Annotated in this window: 22 protein-coding genes and 1 pseudogene; 10 read left to right on the top strand and 13 right to left on the bottom strand. The window is 41.1% G+C overall.

The genetic code is table 11. The features are described 5' to 3' along the window. Both C505_RS0116945 and C505_RS0116940 read right to left on the bottom strand, forming a co-directional pair. A partial coding sequence (locus C505_RS0116945) for a transposase (RefSeq protein WP_018693259.1) occupies positions 1-210 on the bottom strand: 210 nt, incomplete at its 3' end. A 281-nt stretch (positions 211-491) separates the two neighbouring features. Next, on the bottom strand, positions 492-743 hold the full coding sequence (locus C505_RS0116940) for a hypothetical protein (protein WP_157369148.1): 252 nt from the start codon (positions 741-743) through the stop codon (positions 492-494). Positions 744-922: 179 nt separating this feature from the next. On the opposite strand from C505_RS0116940, the gene C505_RS0116935 reads away from it, so the two are divergent. Next, positions 923-1372 (top strand): hypothetical protein, encoded by a 450-nt coding sequence (locus tag C505_RS0116935; RefSeq protein ID WP_018693824.1) that lies wholly within the window; start codon positions 923-925, stop codon positions 1370-1372. A gap of 251 nt (positions 1373-1623) precedes the next feature. On the opposite strand, the gene C505_RS24585 is transcribed toward C505_RS0116935, so the two are convergent. The 4 genes from C505_RS24585 to C505_RS24575 form a co-directional block, all read right to left on the bottom strand. Continuing rightward, positions 1624-1779 carry a hypothetical protein gene (locus tag C505_RS24585; RefSeq protein ID WP_018693823.1) on the bottom strand — a complete coding sequence of 52 codons (156 nt, stop codon included), beginning with the start codon at positions 1777-1779 and terminating at the stop codon, positions 1624-1626. 395 nt (positions 1780-2174) lie between these two features. Next, entirely contained in the window at positions 2175-2819 is a 645-nt protein-coding gene (locus C505_RS22775) for a cytochrome P460 family protein (RefSeq protein WP_018693822.1), read from the bottom strand. A 170-nt stretch (positions 2820-2989) separates the two neighbouring features. Continuing rightward, complete coding sequence (locus tag C505_RS24580; RefSeq protein ID WP_169337062.1) at positions 2990-3187, bottom strand: hypothetical protein; 198 nt, start codon at positions 3185-3187, stop codon at positions 2990-2992. A 202-nt stretch (positions 3188-3389) separates the two neighbouring features. Continuing rightward, on the bottom strand, positions 3390-3857 hold the full coding sequence (locus C505_RS24575; RefSeq protein WP_169337061.1) for a hypothetical protein: 468 nt from the start codon (positions 3855-3857) through the stop codon (positions 3390-3392). Between the two features lie 379 nt (positions 3858-4236). Here C505_RS24575 and C505_RS0116910 point away from each other — a divergent pair, with 379 nt between their 5' ends. Then, positions 4237-4422, top strand: a complete 186-nt coding sequence (locus tag C505_RS0116910) for a hypothetical protein (protein ID WP_018693819.1) — start codon at positions 4237-4239, stop codon at positions 4420-4422. An 11-nt stretch (positions 4423-4433) separates the two neighbouring features. Here the strand turns inward: C505_RS0116910 and C505_RS24795 are convergent, their stop codons facing one another. Next, a complete protein-coding gene (locus tag C505_RS24795; protein WP_018693818.1) occupies positions 4434-4577 on the bottom strand; it encodes a hypothetical protein in 144 nt (47 codons plus the stop codon). Positions 4578-4598: 21 nt separating this feature from the next. Further along, a pseudogene (locus C505_RS24985) lies at positions 4599-4754 on the bottom strand (DUF805 domain-containing protein); the annotation flags it as partial. Between C505_RS24985 and C505_RS24570 the strand changes: the two are divergent. Next, positions 4699-4959, top strand: a complete 261-nt coding sequence (locus C505_RS24570) for a hypothetical protein (RefSeq protein ID WP_169337058.1) — start codon at positions 4699-4701, stop codon at positions 4957-4959. The pseudogene C505_RS24985 and the gene C505_RS24570 overlap by 56 nt on opposite strands. Before the next feature lie 1214 nt (positions 4960-6173). After that, positions 6174-6911, top strand: coding sequence for a substrate-binding periplasmic protein (locus tag C505_RS0116895; protein ID WP_018693816.1), 738 nt, complete (start codon positions 6174-6176; stop codon positions 6909-6911). A 377-nt stretch (positions 6912-7288) separates the two neighbouring features. Here the strand turns inward: C505_RS0116895 and C505_RS0116890 are convergent, their stop codons facing one another. Then, positions 7289-7960, bottom strand: coding sequence for a class I SAM-dependent methyltransferase (locus C505_RS0116890; protein WP_018693815.1), 672 nt, complete (start codon positions 7958-7960; stop codon positions 7289-7291). 1083 nt (positions 7961-9043) lie between these two features. Here C505_RS0116890 and C505_RS0116885 point away from each other — a divergent pair. From C505_RS0116885 to C505_RS22770, 3 genes are all read left to right on the top strand, one after another. After that, complete coding sequence (locus C505_RS0116885) at positions 9044-9253, top strand: cold-shock protein (protein WP_018693814.1); 210 nt, start codon at positions 9044-9046, stop codon at positions 9251-9253. 155 nt (positions 9254-9408) lie between these two features. Beyond that, on the top strand, positions 9409-9555 hold the full coding sequence (locus tag C505_RS24445) for a hypothetical protein (protein WP_018693813.1): 147 nt from the start codon (positions 9409-9411) through the stop codon (positions 9553-9555). After that, on the top strand, positions 9536-10102 hold the full coding sequence (locus tag C505_RS22770) for an SOS response-associated peptidase family protein (RefSeq protein WP_083938377.1): 567 nt from the start codon (positions 9536-9538) through the stop codon (positions 10100-10102). Before C505_RS24445 ends, C505_RS22770 begins: the two co-directional genes overlap by 20 nt. On the opposite strand, the gene umuC is transcribed toward C505_RS22770, so the two are convergent. The 3 genes from umuC to C505_RS0116860 form a co-directional block, all read right to left on the bottom strand. Continuing rightward, the gene (umuC, locus tag C505_RS0116870) at positions 10099-11367 is read right to left on the bottom strand and encodes a translesion error-prone DNA polymerase V subunit UmuC (RefSeq protein ID WP_018693811.1); all 1269 of its coding nucleotides are present in this window, start codon (positions 11365-11367) and stop codon (positions 10099-10101) included. The genes C505_RS22770 and umuC overlap by 4 nt on opposite strands. Beyond that, the gene (umuD, locus tag C505_RS0116865) at positions 11364-11798 is read right to left on the bottom strand and encodes a translesion error-prone DNA polymerase V autoproteolytic subunit (protein ID WP_018693810.1); all 435 of its coding nucleotides are present in this window, start codon (positions 11796-11798) and stop codon (positions 11364-11366) included. The genes umuC and umuD overlap by 4 nt, the downstream gene beginning before the upstream one ends. Positions 11799-11919: 121 nt before the next feature. Beyond that, positions 11920-13230 carry an anti-phage deoxyguanosine triphosphatase gene (locus C505_RS0116860; RefSeq protein ID WP_018693809.1) on the bottom strand — a complete coding sequence of 437 codons (1311 nt, stop codon included), beginning with the start codon at positions 13228-13230 and terminating at the stop codon, positions 11920-11922. Positions 13231-13312: 82 nt separating this feature from the next. On the opposite strand from C505_RS0116860, the gene C505_RS0116855 reads away from it, so the two are divergent. The 3 genes from C505_RS0116855 (at position 13313) to C505_RS0116845 (ending at position 15384) form a co-directional block, all read left to right on the top strand. Next, entirely contained in the window at positions 13313-14338 is a 1026-nt protein-coding gene (locus tag C505_RS0116855; RefSeq protein ID WP_018693808.1) for a GNAT family N-acetyltransferase, read from the top strand. A 156-nt stretch (positions 14339-14494) separates the two neighbouring features. Next, a complete protein-coding gene (locus C505_RS0116850; protein WP_018693807.1) occupies positions 14495-14926 on the top strand; it encodes an SPOR domain-containing protein in 432 nt (143 codons plus the stop codon). Continuing rightward, positions 14926-15384, top strand: a complete 459-nt coding sequence (locus tag C505_RS0116845) for a hypothetical protein (RefSeq protein ID WP_018693806.1) — start codon at positions 14926-14928, stop codon at positions 15382-15384. The genes C505_RS0116850 and C505_RS0116845 overlap by 1 nt, the downstream gene beginning before the upstream one ends. Here the strand turns inward: C505_RS0116845 and C505_RS0116840 are convergent. Next, on the bottom strand, positions 15371-15769 hold the full coding sequence (locus C505_RS0116840; protein ID WP_018693805.1) for a DUF4150 domain-containing protein: 399 nt from the start codon (positions 15767-15769) through the stop codon (positions 15371-15373). The genes C505_RS0116845 and C505_RS0116840 overlap by 14 nt on opposite strands. Between the last annotated feature and the right edge of the window lie 2 nt (positions 15770-15771).

Here is a 15771-nt window from a genome sequence, read left to right as displayed (position 1 = left end):
GTACATTTTCTTGAGCCGTTTATTTTCTTCTTCCAATTCTTTTAACCGCTTCATGAGCGACGCATCCATCCCGCCGTATTTGGCTCGCCATTTATAAAAAAGAGCTGAACTCATACCATGCTCCCGACAAAGCTCAGGAACAGAAACACCATTTTCGTTTTGTTTGAGGATCGCGATGATCTGAGCATCGCTGAATTTAGATTTACGCATAGAAAACTCCTTTGTTATAGAGTACCGGAATTCTCTACTTAAAACCGCTACGATTTTTCGGGGGGATTACAGGATGCTGCATGATCATGTCATACACCAGATTTGACTATAGCTCGCGGAGGACCAGGTTGAGTATAATTGTCTTCGCTCCATGCAACTGCAGAGTAGTCATTACGCACAGTACGTTTGATTTGTTTATTTTCTAAGTAACTAAGTGGATGGAACTTATTGTTCGGTGAGCATTTCTTTTGATTTAAAAGTAAATTAGATTCCCTGAATGACTAATCTTCATCATCTTCCAGTTCTTCAATGTATTCATATTCTTCATAATATTCATATCTATCCCTAAACTCTACTCGACCAAGGAGAGCATACAGTCCTAATGTGAGCGGACTTAGAACCATCAGCGAGAGCACAAGGCTCACTTTTGAAAAAGGGAGAAAGGTGAGATGTTCTAAGAACGGTAAAATGAGAGACAAAATAATAATCAGAAATAAAAGAAAGTGGGGAATACACTGAAAAAAACGTATCATATCAAACATTCCTACTACAAAAGTTTGTTTATTATTTACACAAAAAACTCTGAAAGCTAATCTGTTTACATATCTTTGCAAAGGAAATCATCCGTGTTTTTATTTTCAGCTCCCCCAATAATTGAAATTAGAAAAACAATCATCGGGTCTAGAGTGTTCCAAAATGTACTTAAAATTGTATGACTACCATCAAAAATTCCCCGATAGTGAAATATTTTCAGATTGTTGACTTTCAAAAGAAAAGGCTATGGTGGCTCGCACTCTTTATCCCACAATGGATTTGGTTTCTATCACTCCAAATCAATAATATTTCCTCGGTCACTGATGGATTCATTCAAAGCATATTTGCTTTTGGCTATCTCGGTATCTTCTGCAAAATATTTGGTATCAAAGCATTTCGCTTGGTGTTCTGGCGAGTATTTCTTCTTTTCAACTTTGTTATTCACATTGTTGATGATTACTATGGCATTTTGTTTTCGCCTGGCGCATTCGATTTGGAAACGCAATTCTTTATTTTAACCCTCGCAATGTCGAATGAATTCATATACTTTGCATTCCTATGGCTATACGTTTTCGAATCCAAGAATATCTGGGAAGAAAAAACAGCCCTTCAGATGAAAAGGCTGTAGATATTTTATTGATTTTTGTTTGAATGAAGTGCTTTTGTCACTGGAAAGTTTTACCATTTTTTTCCGCATGTCACAGACGTCGTCTTCGGGTCATTATCCTTATCTTCAGGAACAGAGCAATTGACTCCGGTGCTTTGGCATCCGCTAAGTAAAATGGTGAGAACCACCAAAGATAGTTTGAATATACGATACATCACTTGTTACTTCTTTGAATAAAAAAACAGCTATTTTGCAATAGCCAATGAACAAATTCAACCACTCAGCGCCCGTTCCAACTCATCCACCCTAGGGCCATCAAGTTGGTTGGTCGTCTTCTTTGATAAGTGCTTGAGGATAAGAAGACCCACTCGGATCAGAAAACGTTCCGTAAGTATTTTATTGATCAGAAACTTTAGAATTACATTCATGTTTGATTTCCTACTTGTTTCTCTGTTCGAAGTAAGTTTCGATAATGGATTCGATGTTTCATCTAAATACGAATAAAAGAACAGACAATTTGTGCATAACCTCTCTTCTGTGTCTTCTTCTGTCGGTGCCACAAGCACCTTGTATAAGTCTTCGCGCAATTCATTGGTGATCTGGGTCAACGTTTTCTAGCCATCCATATTGAGATCGCCGCGCTCCTACAAGATATCCGGCAAACTTTCCAAGGGCTGAATAAACAGTTTGAGCGCTTTGAGGAATTCCAGTACCATCTCATGAATGGGCAAGCCTAGGCCCTTATACCAATCGCTTTCAGAGGGTGTCGTAATTGAGTTTAAACGTCCGGCCGATCTGGGCTATGGTACCTCCCAGCAAAAAGCTATCGGATCCAAGATAAATCTTCATAAGAAATTGACTTCATAGCACTCTCATTGTTTTGGTTTAGGACTGGTAATGTTCTGAGCACAGGGTAATATTGCGTAAAAACAAAGTCAGTATCCGCAGCGGCATCATGGCATGCATTGCAAGCGGCAGCAGGAAACTCTTTTGCTGTGTCCGCATATGGCGGTTGGCTATTTCCAAATATGTAATAAACCCACCCGCCAGGTTCACTCGGAAACCTTTCTGTATCTTTCACCGCCATAGTCAGCCCATTAAAATCCCCCTGAAAATACCCAGTTCCCGAAGTTTCTATGCAGGCTCCTGTCTCTTCATCACAATCATTTCCTTGACGAACAGAGACTAATTCCATAACGATTTGAGTTCCGTTACCCCACAGGCCTGTTTTCTTGAAATGCTGAAACGCACTGTTCTCAACATAGACATTGTGAAATTCTTGAAATGAAGCTGCACCGTTATTTAATGCATTTGGTGTGAGTGGTGAACCGACAAATACCCATTCCCTGTGATCTGTTGGCCTGAGAATAGAACCATCATCTGAAAACTTCGGTCGATTGATTTCGCTAAGCACAGACATTGAACATACCGCAGTTGCAGCGGTTAAAATTTTTAAACTTCTTCGCATTACTTTGTCTCCAAGCTAATTACAGCACTTGGATTTTGAACCTATTTTAAAAACTAATAAACCTTAATTATCTTAATTTAGTGTTTTCTCCAACTCCCCAACGATCTGATCATCCAATTAGTTCGTTGTTTTCTTTGCCAAGTGTTTCAGGGTTAAAAGACTGATTATGACTAAGAACTCGGAAAACCTACGCGACACACAAGCGGCAAGTGCTGGCTCAAAGCACTGGAACGCGGTGAGTTGTATGGTAGCTTGACACTGATCGGCATCCCTAAGTAGTCGATGGCTTTTAAATGTTTGATAATATGAGATTTATGAAATTTTTGGCTGTCAGCAATATGCCGTGGATAGTCTAGCCCTCGAACCATGCGGCTCCAGAAAGTAATCACCTAACGCATTGAAATAAAATACTTTTGATGAATTTTGAATTGTGCTGGAGACGTTTGGGGATCAAGGGGATTCTATTAGCAAATTTGATTTAAAAGGCGATTCTTTCAGGTTAATCGCCTTCAATTTTTTTAATTTATGATAAGACCGAACTAATCCACGAATGTTTGATCGATAGAAGTTTTAGTAGCATTGCCTGTCAAAAACGTCAGGATCAGCCTTTTTGATTTTTCTTAATTTGGGCGGAAGTCGCTTCATTGTTGCAGATTGGAGTAGTATTGCGCCTCTAACAGGCCTTTTTTCCAAGTTTTGCTTTGATGGCTTCCACCTTAATTTAGTGCTCGCGAGTCGAAGGAAGTCTTTTTGACCTTGTTCCATTTGTTCAGGCCAAATTTTTAGCGCTTGAAGATTTGTTGGTTCACCATTGGAATTAATATCAACTGAGAACTTCATACACCCTAAAGGAAAGAACTTTCCTTGAAATCTTTTTGGGATCCTTTTATTAGAGCGCTTTAAATCTCTAACCCAATACTTACTGTAATGCTCCTTTGTTTCATTTAAATTGATTGCACCCTCCATGCTTCCTTGTGGCTTTGTAGTTGCACAGCCTGATAAAAAGACTGCTAGAGAAATTCCAAATGTTTTTTTCATATTCCTAACTTACGTGCTTCCTATTGAAGAGGATGGGGATAATATCATTGGGCTGGCGAAAGTAAACACCCAACTTCTTTTTGGAGGCGCAACGTATCGGTACTACTCAGTCATTATCTGTTTTGTAGTACAAGCTTATGAAGTATGAAGAAAAGCCACTCACTCATGAAATGTGTCTCCGAGTCCAAAATGACTTAATGCCTTATGACTCACATCAATCTCAGGGAATAAAGCAAGGCTGTGGCAATTCTAGCGATGGAATGAAAATCTATGAAATACCCATTAGCAAACTGTATCTATGTTCAGACAGTACTTATGTTCAAGAAGTGGGTGGAGATGGATATTTTTTGCTCGTAGATGAAGCTGAGATAGATGTTTTTTGTCAGACTATCTGGCAACGCCAATTGATATCGAAGAATTTGATGAGCGTCAGCGTGTGATGGATGCAGTCATGGCGGCATTAAGTGTCTATGATGGGCAATGTTATGCGAGTTGGTTGTTAGCACATGGCTTCAAAGATAAAGACTACTATGAAGCCAATAAGCCCAACCACAGCTGGGCTTGATGCCTCAAGGACTAAACGATACCCAGGTGTTTTGCCATAAACTCAACAAATATCAGTGCCACAATAGAGCATATAACAGCACCAACTTGCCAGGAAGGACTGTTTTTGACGGGCATACCAAAGCGGTTCTCTCCTTCTTGGCTTGGTTTTAACATGAGATAGATCCCCAATATGAGGTTCACTACCGGTATTATACAAAGTAAAACAAGCCACCCACTTCGATTGAAGTCATGCAACCTTTGAACACTCACAGGGATAGAAATCGACGCGTACGCAATGAAAGATACAAAGATGATCGCCCAAGCTATCTCAATCGGCGGCTGTGATAACACAGTGGGTACGGCTGTTTTAGGCCAAAGGATAAAGTTTGAACTCATACAAAATGCCCTTGAAATGCATGCCGAGATTTGTGGTGACTATCCGAATGATCTCCAGATGCTGACTCGTCCTGGAAAGTGTCAGATATTGAAAGGGGATACTTCGCTCAACGATATCTGGGGGAACCCATGTGAATACAGGAGCTATGATGATTTCTAGTGTATGAGGTGAGAAAAAGAATGTGGTGCTAATCTGTTGATTGATCTGACAAATCAATAGTCAACAAAGAGAAACACCACATGGCAAATCATAAAGTATCACCACTGAAATCACCATAGCTCGTCCTCCGTCACAGGTTTCTGTAACAAGTGATTTTTATAAAAATTTAATATTTTTAATAACTTATGATAATAGTGGTTATTTTGCAAGGTCTTCATCCTCAAATTTTTACCGTAGTAAATTAGATGAAGGACTCACAGCGAAGAAAGATATGGGGCCAATTTGCACCAACAGAGACCAAAACAAGCGCTTTGGATTAAGCTTCATTCCATATTGAAAAGTGCAAAGCGGGTAACGAGGATGTTGCCCGTTTTTTGTTGTGCGAAACTCTTTCCAAACATTTCCAAACTCTCGAATTATTCTACTGCTACAATCAATAAGATACACGTTAGATGAATGATGCAAAGACTACAGGAGAGAAACAATGAACAGCCCATGTAAATGCTGTGAGAAAAACGAAAATCTAGAGAACTGTTGTTGTTCTACCGATAATTGTAAGTGCAAAGAAGTTTGCGTATGTGGAGATTGTTGTAAGGATCAAGAATGCTGTCCAAAGAAGTAGAATAGATATCCAGTAAAGATAATTGACAAGGGGGTGTTTGTATTTCTCTTGTCATCAATGTTTATTATTCCTAATTTTTTAAATGACTCTTTTCCTCAAACGTTAAAGCGCTGTTTCAACCTTCACAGCGTGCATTTCCGAAAGATCAACTGCCCCTAGAAATACTGGTCTGTATCACATACTTAAAAGCATTCTTTCCACCAAAGTGCAAAATGACGCGCTATGGCATGCCAGACCACCACACCAATATTCAATACCGAGGCAATGAACCGAGGTGTAAAGCAATTGGTAATTCAATTGATTAGATTTATGAGGTGGATGTGGAGTTTGAGGATCAGTAGTTTTTTAAGTATACCGATACGATGAAGGAGATTTTGATCCCTTGGCGTTTAAGTTCTAACCTCTATTAGCAGTAGTTATAAATTTTATAATCACATGCTAAAGAGTAATTATAGGACGCCACCTTCAGGTCAAATGAAAAGAACTTCAGAGATCATTGTAGTGGTCAATTAATTTTGGTCACAGTTTTAATCCCTCCAGAACTGTCGTTCTGATTCGTTTGGAGTCAAACCATTATTATATGAGACATTGCATGAAGTTTATGACACTATTGATTTGTATATTATTCTATGCAAACGCTTATGCTATTGATTCTATTTCAATTGTTACGGATGAATATCCACCTTATGCATATAAGGAGCAAAGGCTAAATAGAGGTTTGGATATTGAAATTATTAGTATCGCTTCGGAAAGGTTAGGTATTAAAGTACGAGTTTATTTCCTTCCCTGGGCTAGAGCAATGGAGGATGTAAAAACAGGGAAAATTGATGCGATGTTTTCTATGTTCAAAACCCCTAAAAGAGAGTCGTTTCTTTACTTCACAACTGAACATTTAGGCAACGAAAAAGTAATTCTTATCACAAACAAAGAGAGTGATAGGCAGGCACGAATACTTGAAGATCTATCCGGATGGATAATCGGAGCCGTACGAGGAAACAGCTATGGAAAAGCGTTTGATGAATATAAAAAAATCAATCGTATAGATGTAACCAATATAAAACAAATAATAGATATGGTTAAGCAAAGAAACCGCGTAGATGCCGGCATTGTAAATGAATTTGTCTTTGCATACCAAGTAAAAAAACTAGCTATGGCAGGTCGCTTTAAAAAGCTAGAGTTTGTAGTAACCAACCAACCACTTTATATGGGGTTTTCAAAGGTGAAAGGAAAGTCACATCAGAAGCTTGCTGAAGATTATAGCCGGGTTTTAAAGCAAATGAGATATGAGGGGGTAATTGACAGGATAATTCATAAATACACAAGGTTTTAAAGTATATTCCTTTTCCAATAAAGTCGCTTTCACTTGAACTTCTCTCACGGTTGGCTTTTTCTTCTGACTGAAGATGATATTTCAAAGCAATATCCATATTATCTTTTACCTAAACATTGTATGCCCAGGTTCGTCTCAGAAAGATAATAACAATAGAAAAAACGTGATCTTCATCGTATGAGGACAGAACATAACCACTCAACAAACGGATCACAAAAAATCCGATTGATGAAAATACGATGAACTTCGACTCGCTCATCACGATTCGTTATCTACATAAAAATGCCCTCACTGAAGTGAGGGCATTTGTTCTAACGCTGTATGTCGATGGAAAAGTAATGGAACTACATGAAAACGCTAGAAACTGTCTAACCATACTAAACTTTAAAAATATCCTTTTCTTTGTATAGCAACGTCATCGAAACACGATTATCGATGACATCTGTGAATTTAGGATCGCGATATGCAGATAAATCATAAGTAAACTTATTCACAACCGTATAAAGTCCACTAGCAATAAAAACATTAGAGTTATTTATTTTGTGTGAATAACCACCATCCTTGTGTTTGTATTGATTGGAATAAGGGGTAGGCACATCAAAATCTAAAATAGACAAAAATCCACCAAATTTTACAAGTCTGTCAGCCTCACTTATATTTTTTAGATATAGCTCTCTATCAACTAAATACAGAAAAAATCCTAAATGAACTAAATCAAACTCTCCACTAAATGGCACATTATCTCCACACCCTACTTCAGCATTTAACTTAGGAAAATTTTGCCTTATATATTCGATAGCACTTTTGCTTGGATCCAGCCCATATCCATCTGCTTCTAATTCACTGACTAAATGTTGTAAACGATGCCCTCCACTGCAACCAATCTCGCATATTGAGTTGATTTTTTCTTTGTGAGGAAGCAACCAGTTACTCAGGATTCTTATTTCTGCATCACTGTGCGTTTCATACATCATCTCAGAGTTAGGTACATTTCTGAGAAAATATTGATTACCTTCTCCCTCTTCGAATAATTCTTTATTTTTTTTCATTCAATTTCCCCTCGTCATTGCTGTTCACTAACGCAACCACTTTTCAAACACGTTTACATAGCTAATTGTTCAAGTGCTTTACCTCTTATATCACTCTTGTCCATTTGTATTCGACAATTAGTTTCTTTACTTCACGATGTACAAGTCTTCAGCAAATTTCTTCTTATCGGCTTGTATTTCTTCTAATGAACGTATCATATCTTTATTGGTTTGCAAGATAAATCAACAGATTAGCAGCACATTCTTTTTCTCACCCCATATACCAGAAATCATCATCGCTCCTTGAGGTTTGATGTCCCCCCTTCTTCAATGTACATCCCTAAGAAAAAAATCTTAAATTAATCCTTGGTAAGGGCCTAGTCTCTAAGCATCAATGGAAATGAACGAAATGATCTACCATTTCTCTCGATCAAATATCATTTCACCCCCTTGCTTAACATCATCAATCAAAGCGCTGAGTAAATAGAAAATTCAATTTATAAAGCTAGTTGGCTGAAAAATATCAAGAGGCCAAGAATGCGAACAGGGGAAAGCATGGCATAGACTCAACGGATAAAGTTCCTGCGACAGCTCACAAGCAAAAGACATGCTTATGAAAAACATGTGATTGGAGGAGATACTGGGTATATCAGGCCTGAATTGTGCATGAACAAGCCTCCTATTGGTACCTGGAAACATTCCCCTGATGCCACTTGAGCGACGTAAGAATAAAGCGATGACATCAAGCCATAAACAAAGCGAATAATGAGAGGTAAGTATTCGAGGATGTTAATCTTATGGCTTTAACATTCTATCACTTTATACCTCCTATTTTATTCTTGGGGCGACGACCCAAGTAAGTGAAAAACGCAATACAGCTGATTAAGGACACATTGGGGCGAGTTTATCATATAAATTACTGGCTCATTTTTTATTTTGCTGTACAATACGTACCTGCTTTAAATATATCGCTTGGAAGTTTTAGAATATCTTTACATTCCCTTGTTGTTGTTTTGCTATTTCTATTGTCTCGCCCGAAATTATTTTTTGCTTTATCTGCCCTTAGGGCATTATTTTACTTTTACCCTCTAAGAGGAGACAATCATGTCGAATACTGTTACTGGCACTGTTAAATGGTTCAACGAAACAAAAGGTTTTGGTTTCATTCAGCAAGAATCTGGCCCTGATGTTTTCGCTCACTTCAGTGCAATTGCAAGCAATGGCTTCAAAACACTTCAAGAAGGCCAACGTGTTGAGTTTACGATCAAAGATGGTCCAAAAGGTCCTCAAGCAGACAACATCGTTTGCCTATAATTTGATGTAAACAGTCAGTGAGTAGCATTTTTCTGCTCACTGACAAAACAATTTTTTTCCATCCCTAATTCCAAAATTTGATATTTCAGAATCAATTTCTTCATTGGTGACGGTAGGAACTAAACTTCACATGAAATGCAGCCTACACTTACCCTATGTGTGGACAATTTGCACTCTCTGATTCATTTGCTTGGGGACGATTTCGAAAACAACTCAGCTTCGATGATCTGTTTGATGAAGACGAAGTTCGACTCCGTTACAGCCAAGCACTGAGGCCAAGAGATCTCCGTTATCACATTTGAAGATGGTCAGCATCAGATCCGTGATGCGATCTGGTCCCTATTGTTACAGGAAAAAGAAGACCAATTCCGCCCACACCCCAAATATGCAACGTTTAACTCAAAAAGTGAACATCTTGCCACCAGTCCTGTGAGTCAACGTGCTTTTCAAGAAACCCGCTGTATTATCCCTGCAACCTCATTCGTAGAAGGTGATGGGCCGAAAGGGCAACGGTATTACCATCAACTCACACCAGCACAGGGATTTCTCGCTTTTGGTGGACTGTATCGAACTTTGATCCACAGCGTCACAGGCGAACACTTTTATTCCGCATCGATTATCACGCTTCCTAGTCACCCAAAACTCACAGACATACATCAAAAGTCCACGCCTCTCATGCTTTCGCTTCAGCCAGATGCAGTACAATGGTGGCTGTCACCAGAGCGTAACCCTACTCAACTACAGCACTGTCTCAAACCAACACTTTATGATGACTTTGAAATCCTTCCAATTGAACGCCCTGGTCATATGATGCCAATCGGAACTTCTTTTTTGATCCAGAAAGATTAACGTACCCGTGGAATATCACACCAGCGCGTCGTGTATGCCGGAGATAAGTAGTTTCTCTTCATCGCCCAGCCTTTTTGGATACCTTGGGCAGCAAAAAATACATGCCCCTGTCCGCTTTGATTAATGCGATCAATCACAGCCATATATGCCCGACTATCTGAACGCACTGACGAGCCACGAAATAAGTCTATCTGATACACACCTCTGTCATAAAAATCAAAGAGCATCACCCCCGCTTTCGCATATCGAAAGCCATCCCGCCAAATGTGATCAAGCAGGCGTAACGCCGCACGGATCATATCTCGAGTATCATGGATTGGTACCGAAAACGTCGTCCCAGCGGAATTTGCATAGTGTGGTGAATTTGGCACATAAGGGCTTGTTCGAATAAATACGGTTAATGCCTTTGCATATTGTTGTTCACCGCGTAGTTTTTCGGCTGCACGGGCCACGTAGTTGCTGACCGCCTCCCGCATTTTTTGCTTCTCTGTGACTTTTTCTCCGAATGAGCGCGAACAAATGATTTGCTGCTTCGTGGGTGCAACCGCTTCCATATCAAGACAGGATTCACCATTGAGCTCGCGGATGGTTCTTTCCAGCACCACAGAAAATTGTTGACGAATCGTCTTCGGGTTCGCATTCATCAACTGCAAAGCAGTCTGAATCCCGATGGCCTCCAGCTTTTTGGACAAGCGTCGTCCCACGCCCCACACTTCATGAACGGGGGTCAGTGCAAGCAACTTTTGTTGTCTCTTTACTTGGGTTAAATCAACCACACCACCTGTTTTGGTATATTTTTTTGCTGCATAATTGGCGAGTTTTGCCAACGTCTTTGTTGGACCAATCCCCACACAAACCGGGATCCCGATATCCTGCTCGATTGTATATTGAATACGTTGTCCAAATAGGTCTAGAGGCTCTACCGCCTCTACGCCAGTTAAATCAAGAAACGCTTCATCAATCGAGTATACTTCAACACTTGGGGCAAGCGACTCCAGTGTTTGCATCACACGAGCCGATAAGTCACCATACAGCGCATAGTTTGAAGAAAATATCGCAACATTGTGGCGGCGCAGTTGCTCCGCGACCTTAAAAATGGGGACCCCCATTTTTATCCCAAGCGCTTTCACTTCTTTCGAGCGTGCGACAATACAACCATCATTATTCGACAAAACAACCACTGGGCGATCTTTCAAATCCGGCCGAAAAACCCGCTCACAAGAAGCATAAAACGAATTACAATCCACCAATGCAAAGGTTGTCATTCTTTCCCCCGCAACTGGCGAACAACACCAGACACAACACCAAAAATTGTCATTTCCATTTCTTCCGTGATGACAATCGGCTGGTAGTTGCGATTACTCGGAACCAACCTGAGTTGCGGATATTTCTCTAATGTTTTGACAGTAAACTCTCCAAATAAAGCAGCCACAACAATGTCCCCATGTTGTGCAGTCAGGGCTTTATTCACAATCAAAATATCCCCAGAATAGATCCCTGCTTCGACCATCGAGTCCCCTTCAACGCGAAGAAAGAAAGTCGCTGCTGGATGACGAATACAAAGCTCGTTCAAGTCCAGTGACTTCTCGATGTAATCTTGTGCTGGCGAAGGAAACCCCGCAGGGATCGCTTCCAACATCAGCGGGATAAATGTTTTCTGCTGTGCTTCACCACGATACAAATGTGTCACACGCATGATATCCTCAAACTCAAATAACTGTATTTATATACAGTATACAGTCAATGCAGAGGTATTTTCAATCTCGGTGGGCACATCCATGTCGATAGTTTGGCCTCTTCCGAGGCCTCGTTTGGGCTTATCCTAATGATGCTCGGTCAAAAATAGAACCTGCGCTGGGGGTAAATAATTTATGGTAAAGCTTCGATGCATTCGTATCTGTCATACTGGATAAATAGTCACAGATCACACGATTGGGGTTCGGGCTTTCTTGAAAATCACGGAATACAGCTCTGGGTAACAGTCGCTCCGGGTTTTCCCGCAGCACTTCGAAGAGCTTTAAGATCATCTGTTGACCCTTGTATTCCAAAATCTGTACTTCCGGTGTCCGGATCACATGCTTAAAGATAAACTGTTTGAGAAGATCCAATGTCACCACAGCTTCATCAGACATTGTCGCCTGCAAAGACAGCAATGGGGTCTCAAATTGCTGCGTATCCACGATGCGAATTTGCGAAATAAAATACCCTATCAGTTTACTAATCGCATGCTTCCGCGCTTTGTTACATTCAGAAAATAGTTTTTGATTGTAAAAGTCCTTATCTTTTGAAATTACATCTTCACCAGAGAGTACTTGTAAAACTTCGTTTTCCCATGCAGTGAACGAAATCATCCCCATCGCCAACGCATCTTCCAAATCATGAACACCATAGGAGATATCATCAGCCAGCTCCATAATGGATGTATCGAACGCTTTATATTGCGCATATGAAATACCATCTTTCCGATGCACTTCGCGAAATTTACTCTGGTCTGCATCAGGTATTCCCTTCAGAACCCAGTTCAAGATAGGTTCATCTTCATCATGAATACATTTGGGTGGTTTACAGTGATCGATGTTCAGCGTGCGGCTCTCATCCACCATCGGATAATTCGCCACTTCCCAGTGCAAAACCGGATATTTCAATAGCCCCAACATCGTCCGACGCGTTAAATCAAGCCCATGCGCGGGTGAATACTCCCCCAACGTTGAAACAATCCGGAGTGTTTGACCATTCCCTTCAAATCCTCCAAATGAATGCATAAAGAAGTTCAGTGCCACTTCTCCACCATGACCAAAAGATGGATGACCAAGATCATGGGCCAGACAAATCGATTCAATCTGACTTAAAGAAGGGATCCAGTCGTGGATCTGCGGAAAGTCCCGATATTTTTCTTTGAGTGCCTCACAGATCCCTGACCCAATTTGAGCAACTTCTAACGAGTGTGTGAGCCGTGTCCGGTAGAAGTCACTTTCGCCAATCCCCAACACCTGTGTTTTTGATTGGAGACGACGAAAAGCAGCACAATGGATCACACGCGCACGATCACGCTGAGCCGGACTATCATCTGTGTTTGAATTAAACGGTTTTGTTGGTTCCCCTTCACTAGATCGCCTTTCTGCCCACATGCTTTACCCCTCATTTTTGAATCCAATACAAATGGCTTGATCCCTGCATAGAACTCAAATCATTCTAATTTCTGATTTATCTATGGCAGCACAAAGTCAGCATAACGATGTCGAAGCGTCATTACAATCTGAACAAAGTATTGAAAGTCGGCTCCTAAAGCTGATTAATCAACCCATTGAAGCATCACAACGACTGGATGAACTGATTTGGATGCGAGAGCTGGTCTTAGTGCCACAAAAAGCTGCCCCATCTAGCCAAGATCTCAACACGACATTTCATGAGCTATTACTCCAGGCAACCAGCCGTTTATCTGATTGGGCACTCGCGCTACATCTCTACGTTAATGCTCAATCGATTGATAAAAGGAAAGAATTGGAACAGATCCGCCTCTGGGCACAAATGGGCCATTTTGAATCCGCAAATCAGGCTGTTCTGCGTCACCTGCTCAGAGTGCCTTTGGACGAAACCTACCACCGTTTGCGTCATGATTTCTCACGCTTCTTCGCACAGTACCCTTACGCAACGCAAGACTTAACAGACGGCGAGATCCATATCACACCATTAATGCCTCATCATCTAGATGCTTTTGCTTGGCAATATGCGGACCCGAGTATACAAAAATTATGTAATCTGCCTGATTTTGAATCCAATGAGCACTGGCTAAAATGGCTGTATAACGACCAATTTGACCCAGAAAAAACCGTCTTTGCGGTGATCCACAACTATTGGGGGTTGATTGGCTCTGTTTCTCTCACTGTGCATGAAGGCATTGGCATGTTTTACTACTGGATAGGAAGCGATTTTCAAGGGTATGGGTTAGGCACACGAGCCGTGCAGTGTTTACTAGCCCTCGGACAAAAATACCACCGCATGGAGTGTTGTTACGCCAAAGTTTACGAGGAAAATACCCCTTCTCATAGAGCGCTCGCAAAACTAGGCTTTACAGAACTACCCTTTGTGATGACAGGTCCTGAAGGCATTGAGGTTTTGTATTATTTGGGACCGTTGCAATCCACGGATAGACTGCTCTCACAAGCAGCCACCATGTTCTGTGATGATGCTTGTTATGAACTACTTCCCTGTTCTTCTCAAATTTTCATCACGTGATTTTATAGCAATCACATCGTCATACTGAACAGAACTTTTGTGTGAAAAAATCACCCAAACCGGGTAATTTTGTACCCAATTTAAATGCATGCTAAACAGACTCTGCTAAGATCAGATAAAATACTCTTTCGTCTTGATGAAGCAAAGGACGCATCTATGAAAACACTTTTGACCGTGTTTCTGTTCATCATCGCCTTCGGGATAGGCCTGACTTGGTATCTTCCTCCTCATACCGAACTCCTTAAATCGCCATATCAGATTGATGAAGGCTCACTCAACGAACCACTGGAAGCAAAAGATCTCCGGCTAAAAATCATGCCATCGCCTGAAGAAGCCTTTGGGGTTCAATTTGGCTTATTTACCAAACTTGTCCAAGCAACTTATATGGCGAAACAATATCCCCTTGAACAGCCGATCCATATCATCACCACAAAAGAGTCACAACAGCGCTGGCATATACTCCTACTCGGGCCATACTCCTCTATCCAGGAAGCGCGTGCAGGCCAATATCGGATCAAAAACCAGTTTAATCTACAATCCAAGTTGGTTCGCTGGCCCATTGAGCAAGAAAAGAAGAAAAATCTGTAATGACAGGATACCGAGCGCCCCTTCGCAATTATCAACAAATGGTTCGTGTTGTCCGAAACGATGGTTCGGGTGAACAGTATCATCTCGCAAGCGCCTATGGAGATGGCCCCAGAGCAGAGTCGACAGACCTTCGCTTGAGGACACTGGATGAAATGAACTTACCTAGTACATCCCCCCGCCGTCCTGCACCGACAGTATCTGGTGGTGATTTTTCAACGAGAACAAGTACTGTCCATTATCATGAACTCAATGCACATGGCCGCGGGTATTTCGATGGTTCCGCCCCACAAATCACCACACGAACTGAAAACATGCCGGGTACTAAATTTAGAACGGATCTCGGGCAGGACCAAGTCGGGAAAAAAATTCAAGCAAACATGACGCACACAACGCAACCCTCAAACCAGTCGGATAAGCGTAGTGAAAAACGTGAGTTTCAATCATTTAACTCAAAATGATCACTTTCACCTGACAAGGACTGAGCGTGGTACCAGGAATATTAACCAAAATGCCATTTTGTCCCGTTAACGCGAGCATTTTCGTTGCCGGCATAACAGATTTAAATACCGTGAAGCTACCCAGCAAGTGCATACAAGGGCCGATGATCAGATTCGATACCAGTCCCAATAACACACCTGCTTCATTACCATTCGACATGGGGACAATCGTCATTTGATTATGATCAGGCATCGCCATCGTAAATTGATTGAATATATTCGGAATAGCCGTACTCGTCATCGCTATATTTGGGTAAGGGATTGGCACCACGGCGATCCCCACCAGTGTTTTACAAACATCCGGTAATGCCATATTGATGGCTGTCATTTGTGTATTTGCGAACATAT

This window comes from Algicola sagamiensis DSM 14643 (genome assembly GCF_000374485.1).
Taxonomy (GTDB): domain Bacteria; phylum Pseudomonadota; class Gammaproteobacteria; order Enterobacterales; family Alteromonadaceae; genus Algicola; species Algicola sagamiensis.
The sequence above is the reverse complement of the archived record's forward strand: the minus strand, read 5'-3'. Positions and strand labels throughout refer to the sequence as shown.